This window comes from Roseovarius sp. AK1035 (assembly GCF_003288315.1).
Classification (GTDB): Bacteria; Pseudomonadota; Alphaproteobacteria; order Rhodobacterales; family Rhodobacteraceae; genus Roseovarius; species Roseovarius mucosus_A.
Window position 1 is genome coordinate 2,763,976 of the sequence record NZ_CP030099.1, and the last position, 23,037, is coordinate 2,787,012.

Genomic DNA, 23,037 nt, shown 5'->3' on the forward strand with positions numbered 1-23,037 from the left:
TCAGGCCCCCCGGTAGGGTTCGACATATTGCAGGGCCATATCCCACGGAAAGAAAATCCACGTATCCTGGCTGACCTCGGTCACGAAGGTGTTGACCTGCGCGCGGCCCATCGGCTTGGCGTAGACGGTGGCAACATGGGCGCGCGGCATATGCTGGCGCACCACCTCAAGGGTGCGCCCGGTATCCACAAGGTCATCGACGATGAGCACGGCCGCGCCATCGCCGATGATCGACATATCGGGCGATTTGATCACGACAGGGGCGGTCTGGGCCTGATGGTTGTAGGATTTGACGCTGATCGTATCGACGGTGCGAATGTCCAACTCGCGTGCGACGATCATCGCGGGGGCCATTCCGCCCCGCGTGATGGCCACCACTGCGCGCCACCCACCTTCGGGGGCCTCGCTCTGGAGCCGCCATGCAAGCGCGCGGGCATCGCGGTGCAACTGGTCCCAGCTTACGTGAAAGCCTTTTTCATGGGGGAGGCGGTCCATCATGGTGTTACCTGCTCAAGAGAAGTTTCAGCCCGAGCGCGCCCAGCAATAGGGCCGCCGCGCGGTCGATGATCGGTTTCGCGCCCAGATAGGCGCGACGCGCCGCAGCGCCGCTGAGAAGCGTGGCAAAGCCTGCGTAAAATAGCCATTCGACCAGCATGTGATTAACAGTGATGAGGGCAATTTCCGAGGCTGTAAGGCCCTTGGGAAAGATCACCACAAGCACAGAGGCCGCGAACAGCACCGATTTGGGATTGCCGAGATTGATCAGCACCCCGTCAAGAAAGGCCCGCCCGCGCGGTTTGCGTGGACCTTCGGTCACGGGCTGGCGGGCTGCGCGCCATGTGGTCCAGGCGATGTAGATCAGATAGGCTGCCCCTACGATCTTGAGCGTCACGTAGGCCCATGGAAAGAGGGTAAAGAGGGCATCGAGCCCCAGAAGCGCCGCCAATGTCCAGAGGGCCGCGACAAGGCCAAGGCCCATGCCCGCAGCAATTCCGGCAGCACGGCCATCGGCCAATGCGGTGCGCAGGGCAAAGAGCAGGGCCGGACCGGGGCTGAGGATGGCGGCGGCCAGAACCGCGTTGAAGGCCAAAAGATCGAGCGCGGTCATGTACGAGCCTCTCAGGTGGCGTCGATGTCGGGGGCGTCTACGGCCTTCATGCCAACAATGTGATAGCCCGCATCGACATGCAGCGTCTCGCCGGTCACGCCAGAGCCCAGATCGCTGAGCAGGTAAAGCGCGGAGCGGCCGACGTCGTCGATGGTCACGTTGCGGCGCAGCGGTGAATTCAATTCGTTCCATTTCAGGATATAGCGGAAATCGCCGATGCCCGAGGCGGCCAGCGTCTTGATCGGCCCCGCGCTGATGGCGTTGACGCGAATGCCGTCTTTGCCCAGATCCTCGGCCATATATTTGACAGAGGCCTCAAGCGCCGCTTTGGCGACACCCATCACGTTGTAATGCGGCATGACCTGTTCGGCCCCGTAATAGGTGAGGGTGAGCGCCGATCCGCCCTCGCCCATCATCTTTTCCGCGCGTTGCATCACGGCGGTGAAGGAATAGACCGAGATATCCATCGTCATCAGGAAATTGTCGCGGCTGGTATCAACATAGCGCCCGCGCAATTCGTTCTTGTCGGAAAAGCCGATGGCGTGAACAACAAAGTCGAGGCTGTCCCAATGGGTGCCCAGATCGACAAAGAGCTGATCGACAGAGGTCATATTGCCGACATCGCAGGGCAATACGATGGTCGAACCCAGCTCAGCCGCCAGCGGATCAACCCGCTTTTTCAGAGCATCGCCCTGATAGCTGAACGCCAGTTCCGCCCCCGCATTGGCGCAGGCGCGGGCAATGCCCCAGGCGATTGATTTGTCATTGGCGAGCCCCATGATGAGCCCGCGTTTTCCCGCCATCAGATTGTTCGACATTCCCAGCCCCCGACCATCAGATTTTTCTGACCTTTAGGCGATTGGGGGGATTGCATCAAGGGCTGGTCATTTTTGCTGGCGCGGTGTCAAATGCCGTTGGGAACACTAGTTTGACACATATGGAAACATATGCGCGAGAATTCGCAGACAGGAATAAGAGATCTCATGGAACGCGACGGACACTTTGCAGGCGACGACCCCTTTGAGATTGCCAGAGGCTGGTTGGCCGAGGCAGAGAAATCAGAACCGAACGACCCCAATGCTGTGGCGCTGTCAACGGTGGATGCCGACGGGTTGCCGAATGTGCGGATGGTGTTGCTCAAGGAAATCTCCGACGACGGATTTGTGTTTTACACCAATTACAACAGCGCCAAGGGGCAGGAGCTCGCGGCCAACCCCAAGGCGGCGATGGTGCTGCATTGGAAATCCTTGCGCCGTCAGGTCCGCATTCGTGGTATGGTGAGTCGTGAGGAGGGTGAGGGTGCGGATGCGTATTATGCGTCGCGCTCGCTCAAGAGCCGGCTTGGTGCTTGGGCGTCGGAACAATCGCAGCCGCTCGACAGCCGGACGACCTTGATGGCGAAAGTCGCGAAGATCACCGCGCAGAAAGGACCGAATCCGCCGCGACCGCCGTTTTGGGGCGGTTTCAAGATCACGCCGGTCGAAATCGAATTCTGGGCGGATGGGGCGTTTCGCCTGCATGATCGGTTTGTCTGGCGGCGCTCGGACATAGGGGAAAGCTGGAAAATTCAACGACTGAACCCATGAATTTCACGTTGCGTGAAATGCAATGCATTGAAGTTATTGATTATTAACCACTTGCAAGCGGGGGTGAATATAACGCAAGTGTAATGCAGTCTTGGGGATGAAGGCTGTTAGGTAGGAAAAAGTGACGACACAGGATGATGATATTCGCAGAATAAAGGGGCGTGTTAAGTGGTTTGACCCTGTTAAAGGGTTTGGGTTTGTAATTGCCGATGAAGGCGGCCCGGATATTTTGCTTCATCCCAATGTTCTTAGGAACTTTGGGCAAAGTTCGGTTGCGGATCGCGCCGGGGTGGAATTGGATGTTCAGCAGACCGAGCGCGGTCGGCAAGCAGTGGCGGTGCATACGATTTCACCGCCCGATGATCTTGAACACACGGGGCTTGCTGATCTCGATGAGATTGATCCCGAGATCATTCGCAATGCTCCGTTGCAGCCCGCGCGCGTGAAATGGTTCGACAAAGGCAAAGGATTTGGCTTTGCCAATACCTTTGGTCGCGACGAAGATGTTTTCGTGCATATCGAGGTTCTGCGCCGCTCTGGTCTTGCGGATGTTCAGCCCGGTGAGGCGCTGGCAATCCGCGTGATTGATGGTAAAAGGGGGCGGATGGCAACCGAGGTATGTGGATGGGAAACGGCGGTAAAATTGTCCGAATGATAGCGGCGGTTGTGCTTGCCGGTGTGGCGAGCACAGCGGCGGCTGAAACCTGCCGTGAGGATGTGGTGATGTTGCGCAGTGATGCCGGCAGCGCCCGCTTCAGTGTGGAGGTTGCCGATGACAAGGCGGAGCGTGCCCAAGGCCTGATGAATCGCGAGAGTATGGCGATGAGCGCGGGCATGCTCTTTGTCTATCCCGAACCGCAAGCGGTCGGATTTTGGATGAAGAACACCTTGATTCCGCTCGACATGATTTTCATGGACGAGACTGGCACCGTGAAAAAAGTGCATCACGAAGCACAGCCCTTGGACGAGTCGCCGATTTTTGGGGGCCAGGATATTCTGGCAGTGTTGGAAATCAACGGTGGTCTGGCGCGAAAAATCGGTATTTCCGAAGGCTGGACCATGCGGCACGCCGCGATTGATCAGAGCAAGGCCGCTTGGCCCTGCTCTGAAAGCCAATAAAGCAGAGCGAGGCCTGTTTTTGGCTTTTCAAGCCCAGTAATCCTCAGTATGCAGGCGCACGGTCCGGGGCGTAGCGCAGTTTGGTAGCGCACCTGTTTTGGGAACAGGGGGTCGTAGGTTCGAATCCTATCGCCCCGACCATTTTACCCACAAGTGCACAACAAAGACCCTCTGGGGTCTGTGCCTTTGGGTGCGCGCGCCGCAATTTTCGACAAACGCCCGGCTCGCCAAACTTCAACCTCTTTTGCAGCTATGCCCGGCAAATGTGCCGGAAATAACGGCTTCTTTGCGGGGCCGCCTGTGGATGAATCATGTCCGCGTCCGGGGGGGCGTGACCTGAGACATAGTCAAACGATTTTTCTGCCAAAATCCAAAAAGTTTTCGTTGACCGCCTATGGCAATATACGTCAGTTTGTGTGGACGGGCAGCAAGGCCACAACATATAGTGGCTCGCCCCGGCAGGGACATGACACCAACACTCAGGACGACGAGATAGCGACCACTCCGCACGGCATGGCCAGAGGGCGTTTCAGGGCGCCAAACCGCCACCGTTCAAGGTTGAAACGACCGACTCACATCAGGCGAGACGCCTGAAAATCACACGGGGCCAAAGGCCTGAAAAACGATTGCGATGGGGCAGAAGACATGAAGATCGAAAGAAAATTCACCACCGCCGGACAAGACGCCTATGCAGCGCTTGAGTTCGTGACCACGAGTTCCGAAATCCGCAATCCGGATGGCACAACGGTGTTCCGGCTGGATGACATCGAGGTGCCCCGCGGCTGGAGCCAAGTTGCAAGCGACGTGATCGCGCAAAAATATTTCCGCAAGGCAGGCATTCCGAACCGCATCGAAAAGGTCAAGGAAGAGGGTGTGCCCGAGTTCCTGTGGCGGTCCGTTCCGGCAGCGGACAATGACGGTTTTGGCGGCGAAACCAGCGCCAAGCAGGTATTTGACCGGCTTGCGGGTGCCTGGTGCTATTGGGGCTGGAAGGGTGGTTATTTCACCAAAGAGGCCGATGCCCGCGCCTATTTCGACGAGATGCGCTATATGCTGGCGCGCCAGATGGCTGCGCCCAACAGCCCGCAGTGGTTCAACACCGGCCTGCATTGGGCCTATGGTATCGACGGTCCGAGCCAAGGGCATTACTACGTTGATTTCCAAACCGGCGAGCTGACCAAATCCACCTCGGCCTATGAGCATCCGCAGCCGCATGCCTGCTTTATCCAGTCGGTCAAAGACGATCTGGTGGGCGATGGCGGTATCATGGACCTTTGGGTGCGTGAAGCGCGGCTGTTCAAATACGGCTCTGGCACTGGCACAAATTTCAGTAGCCTGCGCGCCGAGGGCGAAAAGCTGTCGGGTGGTGGCAAGTCGTCTGGCCTTATGGGGTTCTTGAAAATCGGTGACCGCGCGGCGGGGGCGATCAAATCGGGCGGCACCACGCGGCGTGCGGCCAAGATGGTGATCTGTGACGCCGACCATCCCGATATTCAGGAATTCATCAACTGGAAGGTCAAGGAAGAGCAGAAGGTTGCCAGCATCGTGGCCGGGTCCAAGATGCACGAGCAGAAGCTCAACCAGATTTTCGCTGCGATCCGCGCTTGGGATGGCAGCTCTGAGGATGCGGTTGATCCCAAAAAGAACGAGCAGCTGAAAGCGGCCATTCGTGGTGCCAAGCAGGTGCAAATCCCCGAGACCTATGTCAAGCGGGTGCTGGATTACGCACGGCAAGGCTATGAGAGCATCGAATTCCCGACCTATGACACAGATTGGGATTCAGAGGCCTATGCCAGCGTGTCGGGCCAGAATTCCAACAATTCGATCCGCGTCACCGATGCGTTTCTGAAGGCGGTCAAGGATGATGCCGATTGGGCGCTGATCAACCGCACCGATGGGTCCGTTGCCAAGACGATCAAGGCGCGCGATCTATGGGAAGATGTGGGCCACGCGGCCTGGGCCTGTGCTGATCCGGGTATTCAGTATCACGACACCGTCAACGCCTGGCACACCTGCCCGGAGGATGGCGAAATCCGGGGCTCCAACCCCTGTTCGGAATACATGTTCCTTGACGATACCGCCTGTAACCTGGCGTCGATGAACCTGTTGAAGTTCTTTGGGGACGGCAAGTTTGATGCCGATGCCTATATGCACGCCACGCGCCTGTGGACCGTGACGCTGGAAATCTCGGTGACGATGGCGCAGTTCCCGTCCAAGGAAATCGCACAACTCAGCTATGAGTTCCGCACGCTGGGTCTGGGCTATGCCAATATCGGCGGTTTGCTCATGAACATGGGCTTTGGCTATGACAGCGACGAGGGCCGCGCGCTGTGTGGGGCGCTGACCGCGATCATGACCGGCGTGGCCTATGCCACAAGTGCCGAGATGGCCGGAGAGTTGGGGGCCTTTGCGGGCTACAAGCGCAACAGCAAGCATATGCTGCGCGTGATCCGCAACCACCGCAACGCCGCCTATGGCGCGACCGAAGGGTATGAAGGGCTTGCGGTGAAACCCGTGCCGCTCGACCACAAGAATTGCCCGGATGCGCGGCTCGTTGATCTGGCGATGGCATCTTGGGACGAGGCGCTGAAGCTGGGCGAAAAGCACGGCTACCGCAATGCGCAGACTTCGGTCATCGCGCCCACGGGCACCATCGGTCTTGTGATGGATTGCGATACCACCGGGATCGAGCCTGATTTCGCGCTGGTCAAGTTCAAGAAACTGGCGGGCGGTGGTTATTTCAAGATCATCAACCAGTCGGTGCCTGCCGCCTTGGAAAAGCTGGGCTATGGTCCGGCGCAGATCGAGGAAATCGTAAGCTATGCGGTGGGCCATGGCACTATCGGCAATGCGCCGGGGATCAACCACACGTCGTTGATTGGCCACGGCTTTGGCCCCAATGAATTGGCCAAGGTGGATGCCGCGCTCGGCTCTGCCTTTGACATCCGGTTCGTGTTCAACCAGTGGACGCTGGGCGCGGAGTTCTGCACCAATGTTCTGGGCATCCCGACGGAAAAGCTGAACGATCCGACGTTCGATATTCTGGCGCATCTGGGTTATTCCAAGCGCGATGTCGAATTGGCCAACGACCATGTGTGCGGCACGATGACATTGGAGGGCGCGCCCTATCTCAAGGCGGATCATTACCACGTCTTTGACTGCGCCAACCCCTGCGGCAAGAAGGGCAAGCGCTATCTTGGCGTCGAGAGCCATATCACCATGATGGCGGCGGCGCAGTCGTTTATCTCGGGGGCGATTTCCAAGACCATCAACATGGCCAATGACGCCACGATCGAGGATTGTCAGAAAGCCTATGAATTGTCGTGGTCGCTGGGCGTCAAGGCGAATGCGCTTTATCGCGATGGATCGAAGCTGAGCCAGCCGCTTGCGGCAAGTTTGGTTGAGGATGATGACGAGGCCGCCGAAATCCTCGAATCCGGCACGCCGCAGCAAAAGGCGCAGGTGCTGGCCGAGAAGATCGTCGAAAAGGTGATCATCAAGGAAATCCAGAAATCGCACCGCGAGAAGCTGCCGGAGCGCCGGAAGGGCTATACGCAAAAGGCCATTGTCGGCGGTCACAAGGTTTACTTGCGCACCGGCGAATATGAAGATGGCAAGCTGGGTGAAATCTTTATCGACATGCACAAAGAAGGTGCAGGGTTCCGGGCGATGATGAACAACTTTGCCATCGCCGTGTCGGTTGGTCTGCAATACGGTGTGCCGCTGGAGGAATTCGTCGATGCCTTCACCTTCACCAAGTTCGAGCCGGCAGGCATGGTGCAGGGCAATGACAGCATCAAGAACGCCACCTCGATCCTTGACTATATCTTCCGCGAATTGGCGGTAAGCTATCTGGATCGCACCGATCTGGCGCATGTCAAACCCTCGGGCGCGTCGTTTGACGATCTGGGGCGCGGCGAGGAAGAAGGCGTGCGCAATGTCTCGGAGATGAGCGAGGCCGCGGCCAGCCGTTCGCTGGAAGTGCTCAAGCAGATCAGTTCAACGGGCTATCTGCGCAAGCGTCTGCCGCAAGAGTTGGTGGTGTTTCAGGGCGGTCAGACCCTCGCCCGCGCGTCGGGTGATGGCATGGACCCAATGACCATGCTGGCCACGCTGGTGCCCGAGACGGCAACAGCCACCGTGTCGGCGGCGATGACCACGACAACGGCGGTCGCCTCTGGCTCGGTCAGCATGGATGCCCGCACCAAGGCGCGGCTTCAGGGCTACGAAGGCGAGGCCTGCGGCGATTGCGGCAACTACACGCTGGTGCGCAACGGGACCTGCATGAAGTGCAACACCTGCGGTGCGACAAGCGGGTGTAGCTGAGACGTAGCGACAGATATCAGAGACACGGGGCGGGTGCGCTCGCCCCGGACGCGGATCGGAAGCAGGCAACAACCATAGTCGGGCAGTGAATGACACCCGATCCGCGAGACTCGAGGGGGCCTAGTGCCCCCTCTTTTTCTGTCTAGCGTGTGTCGCGCCCGATCAAAAACCGTCCCGGGCTTGACCCGGGACCTCTCCGACGCAGAGCAGAGGCCCGGGCTTGGGGCCGGGGCGATGTGAATTTGATCGGATGCAACATGCAGGTGCCCTGTTTGGGGGTCAGTGACCCATCTTGGAGTGATCCACGCCATCGGTCGGATCGACCATGAATTCGACCTCAACCGGACCCATCTGCTCGAAAAGGAAGGTCGCGGGCACCATATCGCCTTCTTTGAGTGGGGCGGTCAGGCCCATGAGCATCACATGCATGCCACCCGGCTCCAGCACCACGGTTTCGCCTGCGGGGATGTTGATCCCGGCAATCGGCTGCATCCGCGCCACCCCGTCGCTGCCATGTTCGGTGGTGTGCAGGGAGGTTACTTTGGCGGCGGCGGTGTCGATGCCAATCAGGCGAATCGCGGTCTCGCCCTCATTGCTGATGGCCATATAGGCCGCCGCTGATCTGGCCCCGGCGAAGGGCTCGTTGATATGGGGATGGATGATTTCGATCGCGTCTTTCTTGACGCTATGGGCTTGGGCCGCGCCGCAAAGCGACAATGTCGCCAGAAGGGCCAAGGCAAGCTGTTTCATGACTGTCCTCATGTGTCTGTCGGGTGGCAGGGGCGTGCCCTAGTGGGCCACGATCCCCGATGTATAGGAGGGGCGGCGAGAGGCGTCCATGCGGCTGATCCCCGCAAGAAAAAGGGGCGCTCGAGAGCCCCCCTTGATCCGCCTGTCCTCTGTCCGCGAAAGCGAGATCAGAGGATTTTCTGACCGGTCTTTTCCCAATCGGCCATAAAGGTCTTGAGCCCCTGATCGGTCAGCGGATGCTCTGCCATTTTCTTGATCACGGACGGGGGCGCTGTCATCACATCTGCGCCGATATGAGCGGCCTGAAAGGCGTGATTGACGGTGCGGATCGAGGCCGCGAGGATCTGGGTCTCGAACCCGTAGTTGTCATAGATCGTGCGGATATCGGCGATCAATTCCATCCCGTCGAGGTTGATGTCATCCAGCCGCCCGATGAAGGGGGAAATGAACGTGGCCCCCGCCTTGGCCGCCAAGAGCGCCTGATTGGCGGAAAAGCACAGCGTCACATTGACCATATGCCCCTCGCCCGAGAGCACCTTGCACGCCTTGAGGCCATCCCATGTGAGCGGCACCTTGACGGCGATATTGCCTGCGATGGCCGCAAGTTTGCGCCCCTCGGCAATCATCTCGTCGGCTTTGAGCGCCACAACTTCGGCGCTGACCGGGCCATCGACCATTTCGGCAATCTCTTTGGTGACTTCGAGAATGTCGCGCCCGGATTTCAGGATGAGCGACGGGTTGGTGGTGACGCCGTCCACCATGCCAAGGTCATTGAGTTCGGCGATTTGATCGGTTTCGGCGGTATCGACAAAGAATTTCATGGGAGGGCCCTCTGTGGCGGGTTGGGTTTGCTTGGCGAAGCGTTTACCTCATGGGGGCGCAAGCCGAAACCCCTCATGCGACAGGAGCCGCCCGTTGACCCAAGCCTCGCCCGACTTTTACGACGAGGGCACATTGGTGGCCGTGCTGACCGCGCAGCCCTTGGAGGGGCCGCTAGACTATCTGGCCCCTGAGGGGGGCGTGATGGCCGGGGCCTTTGTCGAGGTGCCGCTGGGCCCGCGCCGGGTATTGGGCGTGGTCTGGGGGCCGGGGCGTGGCGGCTTTGACCTCAAGAAGGCGCGCGGCATTGGCCGTGTGCTCGATGTGGCCCCGATGCGCGTCGAGATGCAGGAGTTTCTGCGCCGGGCGGGCGAGTATACGCTGACGCCGCTGCCTGCGATGCTGCGGCTGGCCACACGCGCACCGGGGCTGAGCGATCCGCCCTCGATGCAAAAGATTTACCGTCTGGGCGACACAGAGCCTGCGCGCCTGACCGATGCCCGCGCGCGGGTGCTGGAGGTGCTGCGCGATCATGGCGGGCTTGGGTTCACGCTAAAAGAGGTGAGTGATCTGGCGGGGGTGACATCCTCGGTCGTCAAGGCGTTGGTGGCGCAAGGGGCTGTGCTCGAAGAAGACACGCCGCGCGATACGCCCTTTGTCCCGCTTGATCCTGACCTGCCCGCCAAGGCGCTGACCGAGGATCAGGCGGCGGCGGCGGCGCGGTTGCGCATGGGGTTGCAGGCAGGCAGCTATGGCACGACGCTTTTGCGCGGTGTGACCGGATCGGGCAAGACGGAGGTCTATCTCGAGGCGGTGGCCGAGGCGCTGCGCCAAGGGGGGCAAGCGCTGGTGCTCTTGCCCGAGATCGCGTTGACGGCAGAGTTTCTGACGCGGGTCGAGGTGCGGTTTGGCACGCGCCCGGCAGAATGGCATTCCGGCGTCACCATGACCGAGCGGCGGCGGGTGTGGAAAATGGTCGGGCAGGGGGGCGCACAGATGGTGGTGGGCGCGCGTTCGGCGCTGTTCTTGCCGTTTCAGAACCTCGCGCTGATCGTGGTCGATGAGGAACACGACACCTCCTACAAGCAAGAGGATGGCGCGCTTTATCATGCGCGCGATATGGCGGTCTTGCGGGCAAGCCTGTGTGGGGCGCGGGTGGTTCTGGCCTCGGCCACGCCAAGCCTTGAAAGCTGGGCCAATGCAGAGGCCGGGAAATATGAGCGGCTTGATCTGGATGCCCGGTTCGGCGTTGCGGTGATGCCGGAATTGGCGGCGATCGACATGCGGGTGGAAACGCTGCCGTCAAACCGCTGGATTTCGCCCACATTGCAGGCGGCGGTCAATGCGCGGGTGGCGGCGGGAGAGCAAGCGCTTTTGTTCCTCAACCGGCGCGGCTATGCGCCGACGACGGTCTGCCGAGCCTGCGGGCATCAGATCGGATGCGATCACTGCGATGCGCGGATGGTCGAGCATCGGTTCCAAAAGCGGCTGATCTGCCACCAATGTGGCGAGAGTGCCGCCATGCCCGAGGCCTGCCCCGCCTGTGGTGTCGCGGGCAAGCTGGCGGCGGTAGGGCCGGGGGTGGAACGGCTGGCAGAAGAGGCGGCAGCGCTATTCCCACAGGCGCGGATTGCGGTGCTGTCGTCGGATTTGTTTGGTTCTGCGCGGGCCTTGAAAGAGCAGATTGTCGAGATTGCCCAAGGGGCGGCCGACATCATCATCGGCACGCAACTGGTTGCAAAAGGGCATAATTTTCCGCTGCTGACGCTGGTGGGGGTGATTGATTCCGATTTGGGCCTGCAAGGCTCTGACCTGCGCGCCGCCGAGCGGACGTTTCAGTTGATGCGGCAGGTGGCGGGGCGTGCGGGCCGGGCAGAGCGGGCCGGGCGCGCGCTTTTGCAGACGTTTCAGCCCGAGCATCCGGTCATTCGCGCCATTCTGGCCGGCGATGAAGAGGGATTTTGGCGCGCCGAGGCCGAGGGGCGCAGGCAGGCGGGGGTGCCGCCCTACGGTCGCATGGCGGGGATTATCCTCAGTTCCCCCGATATGCAGGCGGTGTTCGATTTGGGCGAGGCGCTGGCGCGGCGTGACGGGCCCATTCGGGCGGTTGGGGCGCAGGTCTTTGGCCCGGCACCAGCACCCATTGCCCGTATCCGGGGGCGGCACAGGGTGCGTCTGTTGGTCAAGGCCCCCAAGGGGGCGGCGATACAGGCGGCGGTGTCCGAGTGGATTGCGCAGGTGCGGTTGCCTGCGCAAATGCGCCTGACGGTCGATATTGATCCGCAGAGTTTTTATTGAAGCGGACCATGGCGCAGCCTCTCGCCAAGCCAGCGTCTTGGGCGTAAAGGAAAACCATGAGACCACAGTTTCCCTTGGGCAGAGCGCAAGAGCTGCCGTTCTGGCGCAGGCCTGTCACGCTGCTCTTTCTGATGGCTGCCGCGATGCCGGTGGCCTTTGCCACGTGGTCGGCGCTGCTCAATAATTTCGTGATCGAAGTGGCCGGGTTCAACGGCTCTGATATCGGCTGGCTGCATACGGTGCGCGAAATCCCCGGATTTCTGGCGATTGGCGTGATTGCGCTGATCATGTTCATGCATGAGCAGGTGCTCGCGCTGGTGTCGTTGCTTCTTTTGGGGGTGGCGACCGCGATTACCGCCCATTTCCCAAGTCTGGGTGGAATTCTTGCGATCACCATGCTCAGCTCTATCGGGTTTCACTATTTCGAGACGGTGAACCAATCGCTGCAATTGCAATGGCTGGACAAGCTGCGTGCGCCGCAGATGCTGGGCTGGTTGATGGCGGGGGGATCGGCGGCGACGCTGGTGGCCTATGTTCTTATTGTGCTGACGTGGCAGGCCTTTGATCTGAGCTATAATTTCGTTTACATGGTCTCGGGCGGCTTTACGGCGGTGATCGCGGTGTTCTGTCTGATGGCCTATCCCCGGTTCGAAGCCCCCAATCCGCAACTCAAAAAGATGGTGCTGCGGCGGCGCTATTGGCTTTACTATGCGTTGCAATTCATGGCGGGCGCGCGGCGGCAGATTTTCATCGTCTTTGCGGGCTTCATGATGGTCGAGAAATTCGGCTTTGAGGTGCATGAGGTGACGGCACTCTTTCTCATCAATCTTGTGGTCAACATGATTTTTGCACCGCTGATGGGCAAGGCCGTGTTTCACTTTGGCGAGCGGCGCACGCTGATGTTTGAATATGCTGGGCTGGCGATTGTGTTTCTGGCCTATGGTGGCATCTATTTCTTTGGTTGGGGCGTGGTGCTGGCGGCGACGCTCTATGTGATCGACCATATCCTGTTTTCGCTGGCTCTGGCGCTCAAGACCTACTTTCAGAAGATTGCCGATCCCGGTGATATTGCGCCCACCGCGGCCGTGGCCTTTACCATCAACCATATTGCGGCGGTTTTTCTGCCTGCGGCACTGGGCTATCTGTGGTTGGTGTCGCCTGCGGCGGTGTTTTTTGGGGCGGCGGGTATGGCGGGAATTTCCTTTGGCCTTGCGCTGTTGATCCCGCGCCATCCGGAGCCGGGCAATGAGACGATCTTTGCCCGGTTTCTGCCCGCCCCCGCCGAATGATCCCGATCCTCTGAAAAGGAAACTGCATGCCGACCTATACCGCCCTCACTACCCTGCCCGGACGCGCCAATGCCGAGGCGCTGGCCGAAGCGTTGGAACATCTGGAGCCGGAGCCAACCGGAGTTGGCTCGTTCGAGATGGAGGATGGATCGGGCCTTTGGGAAATCGGTGCCTATTTCGAGACGGCCCCCGATGAGGTGGCGCTGGCGCTTTTGGCCAAGATGCACGGGGCCAAGCCCTTTGTTATCTCCGAACTGCCCGAGGTGGATTGGGTGGCCAAGGTGCGCCGGGATTTAACGCCCGTCGTGGCGGGGCGGTTCTTTGTCTATGGCAGCCATGATGCCGATAAGGTGCCCCAGGATTGCGAGCCGCTTTTGATCGAGGCGGCGATGGCCTTTGGCACCGGGCATCATGGCACGACGCAGGGCTGTCTCAAGGCGCTGGATCGTTTGGCGCATACCGGCTTTGTTGGGCGGTCGGTGCTCGATCTGGGATGCGGCACGGCGGTGCTCGCGATGGCGGCGGCACGGATCTGGCCCGGTGTGATGCTGGCCAGCGATATCGACGCGGTGGCGGTTGAAGTGGCGAACGCCAATGTCACGGCCAATGCGCTGGAGGGGCGGGTGGAGTGTATCGAAGCCGAAGGGCTGGAGCATCCGCGCCTGAGTGCTGCGGCACCTTATGATCTGGTTTTTGCCAATATCCTGAAAGGGCCGTTAATCCTGCTGGCACCGGGGATCACGGCGGCGCTGACGCCGGGGGGTAAGGTGATTCTCTCGGGTATTTTGAACGAGCAAGCGGATGAAGTGCGCGACGTTTATTGCGCGCTTGGAAACAGTCTTGAGCATCGCGAAGAGATTGGTGACTGGACCACGTTGACCATATCTAAAAGTCTATAAAAATGCGTCAGGATTGGGGCTGACCGGCATGGTTGCCTTGGTTTTGCCACAATTTGGACCTAGCTTTTCCTCATCGCGGTGGGGGTCGTGATAATGGGATGTCTCGATATGAGTGACGCATTTCAGGGGTTCGACTCGCGCCTTAAGGCGATTGGCCGCAAGCGCACGCGACTGGCGCAGGGCTATGTCAGCAAAGTCGGCAAAGACGGTCTGATCATTTTCCGCCCCAAGCGCCGCAAGAGCGGCCTTCCCCTTCGCGGTCTTTTCTATCTCGCGCTTGGTTTTACCTTTTTCAAGGCGGTGATCATCGCGCATTTGGGCGCGCCGCTCTATGGTGATCGGCTGGCGCAATTGGCGCAAGGCAGCATTGTGGAACAGGCAGGCGCCGTTGTGATGCAGACTGATCCGGTCAGTGAACTGCTTTCGACCTATATTCGGCCGATCCTGCGCTGAACGCAGGCGAACTGGACAGAAAAAAACCCGCGCGGTTGATACCGGCGCGGGCTTTTTCATGTGATCTGAGGCAGTGATCAGATCTGGCGTGCCACCAGATCGATGTCGCCACGGCTCAGGCCGATGTCGTCAAGTTCGCGATCCGAAAGGCGCGACAGGGCGGCGCGGGTGGCGCGACGTTCGTTCCATGCAGCAAGAACCGAGAAGGCGCGGGCAAAGATTGCGCCGAAACCGGCGTGAGAAGCGTGTGAGCGGGTGCTATCAAGAGCGGCCATGATTTTATTCCTAGTGAATGAGGGGACAGAGCATGTCTGTTTCTGAGCCGCAGGTAATCCCCACCTATCGTTCTCGCAAGGCGAGTTTATTGCATAGTTCTTATGCGTTTTATGCATGGGTATAACAAGGCATAACCACATTGTTTTTAAAGGGTTTATTATTTCGCTGCACATGCGTGCCATCCCAAAACGCGACATTTCTGCAACGCAGCGATGGCAAAACGGGCAGTTTATGAACGCGCATTCTGCTTGGTGCTTGTTCTCGTTTCGTGCTATTGCTGAAAAAAACCATAACGGGCAGGGCAGTGAGATGCGGGTATTGGGCATTGATCCGGGGTTGCGCAACCTCGGTTGGGGCGTGATTGAGGTGTCGGGCAGCAGGCTAAGCCATGTGGCCAATGGCATCTGTCATTCAAGCGGCCCTGATCTCGCGGCGCGGCTCTTGTCGCTCTATGAGCAGCTCACTGATATTCTGCACCGGTTTGATCCGCAGGCGGCGGCGGTCGAGCAGACCTTTGTCAACAAGGATGGGGCGGGGACGCTGAAACTGGGACAGGCGCGGGGCATTGCCTTGCTCGTGCCCGCGCAATACGGGCTGACGGTGGGGGAATATTCGCCCAACACGGTCAAGAAAACGGTGGTGGGCGTGGGCCATGCCGCCAAGGAACAGGTGGCGCATATGGTCAAGGTGCAATTGCCGGGCGTTGTGCTGGCCGGGCCGGACGCGGCGGATGCGCTGGCGATTGCGATCTGTCATGCGCATCACGCGCGGTCCTCAGACATGCTGGCGCGGGCGGTGGCGAGGGCCAGCGCATGATCGGGCGTGTCGCCGGACGGATTGATTATCGCGGAACCGATCATGTGCTGATCGACGTGCGCGGGGTCGGCTATCTGGTCTATTGTTCCGAGCGGACGCTGTCGGCGCTGCCTGCAGTCGGCGGCATGGCCGCGCTCTATACGGATTTGCTGGTGCGCGAAGACCTTTTGCAGCTTTTCGGCTTTCCCACGCTGGTGGAAAAGGAATGGCACCGCCTGTTGATGAGCGTGCAGGGGGTGGGGGCCAAGGCCTCGCTTGCTATTCTGGGGGCGCTTGGACCGGATGGCGTTGGCCGGGCGATTGCGATTGGGGATTGGAATTCCGTAACGGCGGCCAAGGGCATCGGGGCCAAGACCGCGCAGCGCGTGGTCAACGAATTGAAGGACAAGGCCCCACTGGTGATGGCGATGGGCGCGGCCCCGGCCCCTATGCCCGCCGCACCGGACACAGACGAGGTGATCGAGACTGCATCTGTGCCCACACCCCCGGTGCCCCCCAGCCCCGGCGCACAGGCCGAGGCGCTGTCGGCGCTGACCAATCTGGGCTATACCCCCGGCGAGGCGGCGGGTGCCGTGGCGCAGGTGGCGGGTGAGACGCCCGAGGCCACCACAGCGGAGTTGATCCGCGCCGCGTTGCGGCGGCTGGCACCGAAAGGGTAAAGCATGACTGAGCCAGACCCGACCCTGCGCGGCGCAGCTTTGCCAGAGGATCAGGACCGCAGCCTGCGGCCCCAAGCCCTGTCGGAATTCATCGGGCAGCGCGAGGCGCGGGCCAATCTGGCGGTGTTCATCCAATCGGCGCGGCAGCGCGGCGATGCGATGGATCACACGCTGTTTCACGGCCCCCCCGGCCTGGGCAAGACGACGCTGGCGCAGATCATGGCGCGCGAATTGGGGGTGGGCTTTCGCATGACCTCTGGCCCGGTGCTGGCCAAGGCCGGGGATCTGGCGGCGATCCTGACCAATCTGGAGCGCAACGATGTGCTCTTTATCGACGAAATCCACCGGCTTAACCCAGCGGTGGAAGAGGTGCTCTATCCCGCGATGGAGGATTTCGAATTGGATCTGGTGATCGGCGAGGGGCCAGCGGCGCGCACCGTGCGGATCGAATTGCAGCCCTTCACCTTGGTGGGGGCGACGACGCGGCTGGGCCTGCTGACAACGCCCTTGCGGGATCGGTTCGGCATCCCGACGCGGTTGCAATTCTACGAGATTGACGAGCTGCACGAGATCGTAACGCGCAACGCCAAGCTCTTGAACATTCCCACCGATCCTGATGGCGCGCGCGAAATTGCCCGCCGCGCGCGCGGCACCCCGCGTATTGCTGGGCGTTTGCTGCGCCGCGTGGTGGATTTTGCCGTGGTGGAAGGGGGCGGCAAGATCAGCCGCGCGCTGGCCGATAGTTCGCTGACCCGGCTGGGAGTGGATCATCTGGGGTTGGATGGCGCCGACCGGCGCTATCTGCGCCTGATTGCCGAGGCCTATCAGGGCGGGCCGGTGGGGATCGAGACCCTGTCGGCGGCATTGTCCGAGAGCCGCGATGCGCTGGAAGAGGTGATCGAGCCGTTTCTCTTGCAACAGGGCCTGATCCAACGCACCCCGCGCGGGCGGATGCTGGCGCAAGGCGGCTGGGCGCATCTGGGGCTGGCGGCACCGGGGCCCAAGGGGCAGAGTGATCTTTTCGGCAAGTGACGCGTCGGGGGCGGGCGTTGAAGGTGAGTATTTTCACCAAGAAGAATGCTGGATTTGCGAGACGCAACTTGGCTTGTTACATGGGCGCAAAAATCGGAGACCTGCCCATGACCGACACCCTGACACCTGACGAGATCGCGGCGCTGTTTACGCGTGCGGATGGGCAATTTCTCTTTGCTCGCTGGGGGCGGCCCATTGTGCCGGTGGTGTTTGGCACGGATGACGCGACGCTGAGCGTGGTCAAGGGCGCGGTCGAGGCGGTGGTGGCCTTGGCCGGGCATCAAATGGCCGAGACCGACCCGGAACTGGGGGCGAACCTCATGCTCTTTTTCTTTCGCGACTGGCGGGAATTGCCTGAGGTGCCGGGGCTGGACCGGCTCATCCCCGATCTTGGCCCGCTGGTGGCCAAGCTGGAGGCGACCGAGGCCAATCAATACCGCATTTTTCGCTTTGACGAGCGGGGCGCGATCCGGGCCTGTTTCGTCTTTCTGAGGATGGACGCGCATCTGAGTGCGGTTCCCGCCGAGACATTGGCGCTGAGCCAGATCGTGCAGAGCGTGCTGCTATGGTCGGATGCCGCGTTTCAGGATCGCTCGGCTCTGGCGGCCCTGCCGGGGGGCGCTGTGGTGTTGCGGCCCGAGATTGGGGCGCTGATCCGGGCCAGTTATGATCCGGTCCTGCCCATGGTCAGCCAAGACCCAAGCCACGCGCTGCGGCTGGCGGCCCGGATTGGGCAGAGCGGCGCGCATTGAGCTTGCAAAGCGCGGCGGCGGGACGGAAACGTCTTGACCGAATCTGCCGGATTGGCCTTAGTGCCTCCGTATCTGGGGGAATGTTTAATGAGGAACGCTATTGGTGGGGTGGTGTTGCTTCTGGCCGGGGTTTTGGCCGGGCATTCTCAGGCGCAGGGCTGTGGCGGCAGCTATGTGGTGCAACGCGGCGATAGCCTGACGCTGATTGCAGCCAGTTTTTATCAGGATGCGGGCAAATGGACCGCGATCCACTCTGCCAACATAGATCAGATCGGCGAAGACCCCAACAACCTGCGGGCGGGTATGCAGTTGCGGCTGCGCTGTATTGACGGCAGGCCAACGGGTCTGGAGGGCGGTACGACCGCGCCAGCTTTGCCGCTTGCCGCCGCTGCGCCGCTGGTTGTAACCCCCGGCAATGCCGCCACCCGGCGCAAGATCAATATCCTGACAGGGGGCGATTTCTGGCCCTTCACCGACAGGGACGCGCCGAATGGTGGGATGCTGACCGAGGTGGTGCAGGCGGCGATGCAGTCGGCCAATCCGACGCAGGGTTTTGCCATCCATTGGGTTGATGACTGGGCGGCGCATCAAGAGCCGCTCTTGTCCAATGCGCTGTTGGATATCGGGTTTCCATGGCTCAAACCGGAATGCGCCAATGACCCCGAGAGTTATGGCTGTGCCAATCTGCTCTACTCTGGGTCGATGTTTGAAGTGCTGATGCTGCTCTTTGTCGACAAGTCGCGCCCAATGGCCTTTCAATCGGACGCGGATATGCAGGGCAAGACCCTGTGTCGGCCTGCGGGCTATCCCACCTTCATGTTGGATCAACGCGGGCGGAACTGGCTCAAGAACGGGGTGATCACGTTGAAGACGCCCCAATCGCCCGGCGACTGCCTGCGGCTCTTGGTCGAGGGCGAGGTCGACGGCGTTGTGCTTAACGAGTTTCTGGGACGGGGTAAGATCAAGGACATGGGTCTGGGCGAGCGTGTTGGCGTGGCCGAAGGTAAGCCGATTTCGATCGAGGGCATGCATATGGTGGTGCATCGGTCGCATCCCGATGGGCCAGCATTTCTGGCGGCGTTCGAGCGGGGTCTGGCCGATATTCGCGCGAACGGACGCTATCAAAGCATCATCGAGGCGCATATGAGCCGCGTCTGGGCGGGGTTCTGAGGTGATGCGGGGCGGGATCGCAGCCGCAATTCTGGGGATTGGTCTGATGCTGCCGCAGGCTGCGCGCGCGCTCTGCGATGTGACCTACCGGGTGCAGCCCGGCGATACGCTGGCTAAGGTGGCCGAGACGCATTACGACGACGCCGAGCAATGGACACTGATTTACTACGCCAATCAGTCCGTGCTTGCGGGGCAGGGGCAAACGCTGATTGCGGGGAGCGACCTCTATCTTCCATGCCCGGCAGAGAATCCCGTACCAGATGCCACGCCGCTGCGGCAAAGCGGGGCGGAGCTGACTTTGCTCACCGCCGGGGGGGATATGCCCTTTGCCGATCAGGATTGGCCCGGCGGCGGCATGATCACGGAACTGGTCAATGCTGCGCTGGAACTGAGCCCCTCGCCGGTTCCTTATGAAATCGTGTGGGAACCGGATCTAAGCCAGCATCTGGAGCCGCTGCTGGGGCAGAAACGTTATGATGTGGGCTTTCCTTGGATCAAGCCCGACTGCGGCCTGACGCCAGAGGTGACGCTCTGCAAAGAGTTTCACTTTTCCGAGGCCTTGATGGACCTGCCGGTCATGTTGTTCCGGCGCGCCGATAGCGATTTTCGCTATGGCGAGGATGCTGATATTCTTGGCAAGCGGCTCTGCCGTCCGATGGGGCGCTTTACCCATGATCTGGACCGGGCCGACCGGCGCTGGTTGGCGGACGGCAAGATCAGCCTGACCCAGCCCGGTAGCCCCGAGGAATGCTTTGCCCTGTTGATGGCGGGCGCGGTGGATGCAGTAAGTCTTGATGTCTTTGAAGGTGCGGCCAAGATCGTTGCCATGGGGCTGCGCGGGCAGGTGGTGCCGGTCGATCAGCCGCTATCGCGTGAGGCGCTCTATGCGGTGATCTCCAAAACCCATTGGCGCGGCACGACGCATCTTTACCGGCTCAATGCGGGGCTGGCCAAGCTGCGTGAGAGCGGGCGCTACGGTGAGATCGTGCAACGGCATCTCGCGCTGTTTTGGGAGGCGTTGAAGTAGGCTGATCGCTTTGGCCCGTGGCGGGTTGGGGTTAGAGCCCGTCGAAGGCGCAGAGGGTGTGCACGTCCATGCCCATATCTGTCAGCCGCTTGTGGCCGCCCAAGTCGGGCAGATCAACGACAAAGGCGCACCCGGTGATAATTCCGCCCAGACGCTCGATGAGGCGAATGCCTGCCGCCGCCGTTCCGCCGGTGGCCAATAGGTCATCGACCAAAAGCACGCGCTCGCCGGGTTGGATGGCGTCATCATGGAGTTCAACCACCGCCTCGCCATATTCGAGCTGATACTCCTCGGAGATGACGGCGCCGGGCAGCTTGCCCTTTTTGCGGATCGGCACAAAACCGACCGAGAGCTGATGCGCGATGGCACCGCCGAGGATGAAGCCGCGCGCCTCGAGCCCTGCCACCTTGTCGATGGGCTGGCCTGCGTAGGGGTGCAGCATCTGGTCGATGGCCATGCGAAAGCCGCGCGGATCAGCAAAGAGCGTGGTCACATCGCGAAAGAGGATACCGTCATGCGGAAAATCGACGATGGTGCGGATGTAATCCTGAACGGTCTTGAGGGGCGGCATGGGGTGGCTCCGGCTATGTGCGGCGCATGTTGTGGCGCGGGTGGTGCGTAGATGCAAGGGCTGAGTGCGTGATCCGGCAAAGCGCGATGGCCTTGATCCGCGAGGGCGCTGAGGGTGAGGCCCAATGGGCAATGGTGAAGATTGGTAAGTTTCTCGATGAGATAGGCCATGCCCGCGTTATCGGGCATGGCGCGCGCGGGCATCTAGTGAGGCTGACACCCTGCGTTTTAAAGATTGAACGCTGGCGATCAGCCCAGCACCCGACCCGCAACCGCATCAAGCCGCGCCAGAACGGCGGGGTCGCGTTTCTCGGGGGCGGTGATCAGGGCAAAGTCGAGTGCGCGGTCGCAGCCATGCGGGCAAGGCGCACGGTCTGGGCCGAGGAGAGCGGGTAGGCGGCGGACCATGTCGCGCCCCTTGTCGGCATTGCCGGTAAGGGTGGCGATGATGGCGGTGATATCGACCGCGCCATGATCCGGATGCCAGCTGTCATAATCGGTGATCATGGCGACAGAGGCGTAGCACAGTTCCGCCTCGCGGGCGAGTTTGGCCTCGGGCATGCCGGTCATGCCGATGACATCGCAGCCCCAGACAGTGCGATAGAGGTTTGACTCGGCCAGTGTCGAGAATTGTGGGCCTTCCATCGCCAGATAGGTGCCGCCCCGATGCACGGTGATGCCCGCGTCCTGTGCTGCGGTTTCACAGGCGTCCGAGAGGCGGGGGCAGGTGGGATGCGCGACGCTGACATGCGCCACGCAGCCGGGGCCGAAAAAGGATTTCTCGCGCGCGAAGGTGCGGTCGATATACTGATCTATGACAAGAAAGTCGCCCGGTGCCAGATCTTCGCGGAACGAGCCGCAGGCCGAGACCGAGATGACATCCGTGACACCCAGCCGTTTGAGCGCGTCAATATTGGCGCGGTACGGAACAGAGGTGGGGCTATGCACATGGCCACGCCCATGGCGGGGCAGAAAGGCCATCGGCACGCCATCAAGCGTCCCGGTCAGGATCGCATCAGAGGCCGCGCCCCACGGGGTTTCCACTGCGCGCCATTCGGCCCCTTGCAACCCGTCGATCTCGTAAAGCCCGGAGCCGCCGATCACTCCGATCATGGTTTGTGTCATGTGCCGCTATCCTGTTTGGTGCCTCTTTCTGCCATGGTTACGACGGTTCGCGGCAAATGAAAATGCCCGCGCGGTCCGTGATCCGCGCGGGCCTGCCCGCCTGTCCTCCTCGGCAGGCGGGCGCTGTGGCGGCGGGCGTCAGCCCAGCATCGCCACGACCTCTTCGGTGGTCCAGACGGCGTTGGCCATGTAGCGGAAATTGATAAGCGCCGCGAGATAACCGTCGCCTTCGGGCAGCATCGCGGCGGCGGTGGCGTCCTTGATCACGGCCACCTCGAATCCCTGTTCCAGCAGTTCGCGCATATGGGCTTCGGTGCACAGATTGGCGGACATGCCCGCGAGGATCACTTGATCAATGCCCTGTTTGCGCAGTTGCAGGGCAAGGTCATTATGCTCTGGCCCGTAGAGCTTGTGCGGTGAGCTGACGATGGTCTTGCCGTCATGGATATAGGGTTTGTAAAGATCGAGGAAATCGGCACCGGAGCCTTCGAAGCCTTCCAGTGACAGGGGATCCTTGCGATCGAACATGCCGATGTTGTGCATCAGCTTTTCCAATGCGCCCTCAAATTTCCAGCCGTGATCGACGGGATAGTAGTAATGCGGCGACACGGCGACCGTGATGCCCGCAGCCTTGGCCGCTTTGAACAGGCTTTCGATATTGGCGACGGTGTTGTTGCGCTCGACGCTGGCACCGACCACACCCCAGGTTACGCCATTGGGGCTGAGAAAATCGTTCTGCGGATCGGTGACGACAAGGGCGACTCGGGAGAGGTCAATTTTCATATCGCTGGGCGGAAGGGCGGGCTCTGCAGGTTCTGCATAGGGGTTTTCCTGCGCCTGTGCGCCGGTGGCGGCAAGGCCGGTTGCAGCGGCGGCAATGGCCACGGTGCCGGTCAGCGCCTGACGTCGGGTGAGTTTCGGCTCGTGGTCGTGGTCATGATTGTTGCACATGGTCTGTCTCTC

23 protein-coding genes and 1 tRNA gene are annotated in these 23,037 nt (G+C 60.9%); 15 read left to right on the forward strand and 9 right to left on the reverse strand.

Annotated elements, in window-relative coordinates:
- From gpt to fabI, 3 genes are read right to left on the reverse strand one after another with little or no spacing between them, the layout of a single operon-like run.
- The gene (gene gpt / locus RAK1035_RS13205) at positions 1–498 is read right to left on the reverse strand and encodes a xanthine phosphoribosyltransferase (RefSeq protein ID WP_008282079.1); all 498 of its coding nucleotides are present in this window, start codon (positions 496–498) and stop codon (positions 1–3) included.
- 4 nt (positions 499–502) lie between these two features.
- Complete coding sequence (locus tag RAK1035_RS13210; protein WP_008282080.1) at positions 503–1,108, reverse strand: LysE family translocator; 606 nt, start codon at positions 1,106–1,108, stop codon at positions 503–505.
- 11 nt (positions 1,109–1,119) lie between these two features.
- Positions 1,120–1,926, reverse strand: coding sequence for an enoyl-ACP reductase FabI (gene fabI / locus RAK1035_RS13215; protein WP_008282081.1), 807 nt, complete (start codon positions 1,924–1,926; stop codon positions 1,120–1,122).
- A gap of 165 nt (positions 1,927–2,091) precedes the next feature.
- On the opposite strand from fabI, the gene pdxH reads away from it, so the two are divergent.
- The 5 genes from pdxH to RAK1035_RS13240 all read left to right on the forward strand — a co-directional run bounded on the left by pdxH (position 2,092) and on the right by RAK1035_RS13240 (position 8,139).
- A complete protein-coding gene (gene pdxH, locus RAK1035_RS13220) occupies positions 2,092–2,694 on the forward strand; it encodes a pyridoxamine 5'-phosphate oxidase (protein ID WP_008282082.1) in 603 nt (200 codons plus the stop codon).
- A 121-nt stretch (positions 2,695–2,815) separates the two neighbouring features.
- Positions 2,816–3,349, forward strand: coding sequence for a cold-shock protein (locus tag RAK1035_RS13225; RefSeq protein WP_008282083.1), 534 nt, complete (start codon positions 2,816–2,818; stop codon positions 3,347–3,349).
- Complete coding sequence (locus RAK1035_RS13230; protein WP_008282084.1) at positions 3,346–3,813, forward strand: DUF192 domain-containing protein; 468 nt, start codon at positions 3,346–3,348, stop codon at positions 3,811–3,813. The genes RAK1035_RS13225 and RAK1035_RS13230 overlap by 4 nt, the downstream gene beginning before the upstream one ends.
- Before the next feature lie 64 nt (positions 3,814–3,877).
- Positions 3,878–3,954 (forward strand) — tRNA-Pro (locus tag RAK1035_RS13235).
- Positions 3,955–4,458: 504 nt separating this feature from the next.
- Entirely contained in the window at positions 4,459–8,139 is a 3,681-nt protein-coding gene (locus RAK1035_RS13240; RefSeq protein ID WP_008282085.1) for a vitamin B12-dependent ribonucleotide reductase, read from the forward strand.
- A gap of 279 nt (positions 8,140–8,418) precedes the next feature.
- Here the strand turns inward: RAK1035_RS13240 and RAK1035_RS13245 are convergent, their stop codons facing one another.
- Positions 8,419–8,889: a copper chaperone PCu(A)C gene (locus tag RAK1035_RS13245; protein WP_008282086.1), complete on the reverse strand. Its 471-nt coding sequence runs from the start codon at positions 8,887–8,889 to the stop codon at positions 8,419–8,421.
- A 167-nt stretch (positions 8,890–9,056) separates the two neighbouring features.
- Positions 9,057–9,710 carry a fructose-6-phosphate aldolase gene (fsa, locus tag RAK1035_RS13250; protein ID WP_008282087.1) on the reverse strand — a complete coding sequence of 218 codons (654 nt, stop codon included), beginning with the start codon at positions 9,708–9,710 and terminating at the stop codon, positions 9,057–9,059.
- A gap of 94 nt (positions 9,711–9,804) precedes the next feature.
- Between fsa and RAK1035_RS13255 the strand changes: the two genes are divergently transcribed.
- The 4 genes from RAK1035_RS13255 to RAK1035_RS13270 all read left to right on the forward strand — a co-directional run bounded on the left by RAK1035_RS13255 (position 9,805) and on the right by RAK1035_RS13270 (position 14,647).
- The gene (locus RAK1035_RS13255) at positions 9,805–12,006 is read left to right on the forward strand and encodes a primosomal protein N' (protein WP_112303090.1); all 2,202 of its coding nucleotides are present in this window, start codon (positions 9,805–9,807) and stop codon (positions 12,004–12,006) included.
- Positions 12,007–12,062: 56 nt separating this feature from the next.
- Positions 12,063–13,295, forward strand: coding sequence for an MFS transporter (locus RAK1035_RS13260; RefSeq protein WP_037298287.1), 1,233 nt, complete (start codon positions 12,063–12,065; stop codon positions 13,293–13,295).
- Between the two features lie 26 nt (positions 13,296–13,321).
- Positions 13,322–14,194: a 50S ribosomal protein L11 methyltransferase gene (locus RAK1035_RS13265; protein WP_008282091.1), complete on the forward strand. Its 873-nt coding sequence runs from the start codon at positions 13,322–13,324 to the stop codon at positions 14,192–14,194.
- A gap of 108 nt (positions 14,195–14,302) precedes the next feature.
- The gene (locus tag RAK1035_RS13270) at positions 14,303–14,647 is read left to right on the forward strand and encodes a hypothetical protein (protein WP_037298290.1); all 345 of its coding nucleotides are present in this window, start codon (positions 14,303–14,305) and stop codon (positions 14,645–14,647) included.
- A 77-nt stretch (positions 14,648–14,724) separates the two neighbouring features.
- Here the strand turns inward: RAK1035_RS13270 and RAK1035_RS13275 are convergent, their stop codons facing one another.
- Positions 14,725–14,922: a DUF1127 domain-containing protein gene (locus tag RAK1035_RS13275; RefSeq protein ID WP_008282093.1), complete on the reverse strand. Its 198-nt coding sequence runs from the start codon at positions 14,920–14,922 to the stop codon at positions 14,725–14,727.
- 310 nt (positions 14,923–15,232) lie between these two features.
- Between RAK1035_RS13275 and ruvC the strand changes: the two genes are divergently transcribed.
- The 6 genes from ruvC (at position 15,233) to RAK1035_RS13305 (ending at position 20,379) form a co-directional block, all read left to right on the forward strand.
- Positions 15,233–15,739 carry a crossover junction endodeoxyribonuclease RuvC gene (ruvC, locus tag RAK1035_RS13280; RefSeq protein ID WP_037298364.1) on the forward strand — a complete coding sequence of 169 codons (507 nt, stop codon included), beginning with the start codon at positions 15,233–15,235 and terminating at the stop codon, positions 15,737–15,739.
- On the forward strand, positions 15,736–16,398 hold the full coding sequence (ruvA, locus tag RAK1035_RS13285; RefSeq protein WP_008282095.1) for a Holliday junction branch migration protein RuvA: 663 nt from the start codon (positions 15,736–15,738) through the stop codon (positions 16,396–16,398). The genes ruvC and ruvA overlap by 4 nt, the downstream gene beginning before the upstream one ends.
- 3 nt (positions 16,399–16,401) lie before the next feature.
- Positions 16,402–17,430, forward strand: coding sequence for a Holliday junction branch migration DNA helicase RuvB (gene ruvB, locus RAK1035_RS13290; protein WP_008282097.1), 1,029 nt, complete (start codon positions 16,402–16,404; stop codon positions 17,428–17,430).
- Positions 17,431–17,510: 80 nt separating this feature from the next.
- Positions 17,511–18,182, forward strand: coding sequence for a hypothetical protein (locus RAK1035_RS13295; RefSeq protein WP_008282098.1), 672 nt, complete (start codon positions 17,511–17,513; stop codon positions 18,180–18,182).
- Between the two features lie 87 nt (positions 18,183–18,269).
- Positions 18,270–19,352, forward strand: coding sequence for a transporter substrate-binding domain-containing protein (locus RAK1035_RS13300; RefSeq protein ID WP_037298294.1), 1,083 nt, complete (start codon positions 18,270–18,272; stop codon positions 19,350–19,352).
- A gap of 4 nt (positions 19,353–19,356) precedes the next feature.
- Positions 19,357–20,379, forward strand: a complete 1,023-nt coding sequence (locus RAK1035_RS13305; protein WP_008282100.1) for a transporter substrate-binding domain-containing protein — start codon at positions 19,357–19,359, stop codon at positions 20,377–20,379.
- 31 nt (positions 20,380–20,410) lie between these two features.
- Here the strand turns inward: RAK1035_RS13305 and RAK1035_RS13310 are convergent, their stop codons facing one another.
- The 3 genes from RAK1035_RS13310 to RAK1035_RS13320 all read right to left on the reverse strand — a co-directional run bounded on the left by RAK1035_RS13310 (position 20,411) and on the right by RAK1035_RS13320 (position 23,025).
- A complete protein-coding gene (locus RAK1035_RS13310; protein ID WP_008282101.1) occupies positions 20,411–20,950 on the reverse strand; it encodes an adenine phosphoribosyltransferase in 540 nt (179 codons plus the stop codon).
- A 248-nt stretch (positions 20,951–21,198) separates the two neighbouring features.
- Positions 21,199–22,074 carry an S-methyl-5'-thioadenosine phosphorylase gene (locus RAK1035_RS13315; protein WP_008282102.1) on the reverse strand — a complete coding sequence of 292 codons (876 nt, stop codon included), beginning with the start codon at positions 22,072–22,074 and terminating at the stop codon, positions 21,199–21,201.
- Between the two features lie 138 nt (positions 22,075–22,212).
- Positions 22,213–23,025, reverse strand: coding sequence for a cysteine hydrolase (locus RAK1035_RS13320; RefSeq protein WP_008282103.1), 813 nt, complete (start codon positions 23,023–23,025; stop codon positions 22,213–22,215).
- Between the last annotated feature and the right edge of the window lie 12 nt (positions 23,026–23,037).

Coding starts and splice junctions, on each gene's coding strand:
- RAK1035_RS13270 (WP_037298290.1), top strand. CDS start 14,303: ATGAGTGACGCATTTCAGGGGTTCGACTCGCGCCTTAAGGCGATTGGC.
- pdxH (WP_008282082.1), top strand. CDS start 2,092: ATGGAACGCGACGGACACTTTGCAGGCGACGACCCCTTTGAGATTGCC.
- RAK1035_RS13315 (WP_008282102.1), bottom strand. CDS start 22,074: ATGACACAAACCATGATCGGAGTGATCGGCGGCTCCGGGCTTTACGAG.
- ruvC (WP_037298364.1), top strand. CDS start 15,233: ATGCGGGTATTGGGCATTGATCCGGGGTTGCGCAACCTCGGTTGGGGC.
- RAK1035_RS13210 (WP_008282080.1), bottom strand. CDS start 1,108: ATGACCGCGCTCGATCTTTTGGCCTTCAACGCGGTTCTGGCCGCCGCC.
- RAK1035_RS13265 (WP_008282091.1), top strand. CDS start 13,322: ATGCCGACCTATACCGCCCTCACTACCCTGCCCGGACGCGCCAATGCC.
- RAK1035_RS13320 (WP_008282103.1), bottom strand. CDS start 23,025: ATGTGCAACAATCATGACCACGACCACGAGCCGAAACTCACCCGACGT.
- RAK1035_RS13240 (WP_008282085.1), top strand. CDS start 4,459: ATGAAGATCGAAAGAAAATTCACCACCGCCGGACAAGACGCCTATGCA.
- fabI (WP_008282081.1), bottom strand. CDS start 1,926: ATGTCGAACAATCTGATGGCGGGAAAACGCGGGCTCATCATGGGGCTC.
- RAK1035_RS13245 (WP_008282086.1), bottom strand. CDS start 8,889: ATGAAACAGCTTGCCTTGGCCCTTCTGGCGACATTGTCGCTTTGCGGC.
- fsa (WP_008282087.1), bottom strand. CDS start 9,710: ATGAAATTCTTTGTCGATACCGCCGAAACCGATCAAATCGCCGAACTC.
- RAK1035_RS13300 (WP_037298294.1), top strand. CDS start 18,270: ATGAGGAACGCTATTGGTGGGGTGGTGTTGCTTCTGGCCGGGGTTTTG.
- RAK1035_RS13295 (WP_008282098.1), top strand. CDS start 17,511: ATGGGCGCAAAAATCGGAGACCTGCCCATGACCGACACCCTGACACCT.
- ruvA (WP_008282095.1), top strand. CDS start 15,736: ATGATCGGGCGTGTCGCCGGACGGATTGATTATCGCGGAACCGATCAT.
- RAK1035_RS13260 (WP_037298287.1), top strand. CDS start 12,063: ATGAGACCACAGTTTCCCTTGGGCAGAGCGCAAGAGCTGCCGTTCTGG.
- ruvB (WP_008282097.1), top strand. CDS start 16,402: ATGACTGAGCCAGACCCGACCCTGCGCGGCGCAGCTTTGCCAGAGGAT.
- gpt (WP_008282079.1), bottom strand. CDS start 498: ATGATGGACCGCCTCCCCCATGAAAAAGGCTTTCACGTAAGCTGGGAC.
- RAK1035_RS13310 (WP_008282101.1), bottom strand. CDS start 20,950: ATGCCGCCCCTCAAGACCGTTCAGGATTACATCCGCACCATCGTCGAT.
- RAK1035_RS13230 (WP_008282084.1), top strand. CDS start 3,346: ATGATAGCGGCGGTTGTGCTTGCCGGTGTGGCGAGCACAGCGGCGGCT.
- RAK1035_RS13275 (WP_008282093.1), bottom strand. CDS start 14,922: ATGGCCGCTCTTGATAGCACCCGCTCACACGCTTCTCACGCCGGTTTC.
- RAK1035_RS13305 (WP_008282100.1), top strand. CDS start 19,357: ATGCGGGGCGGGATCGCAGCCGCAATTCTGGGGATTGGTCTGATGCTG.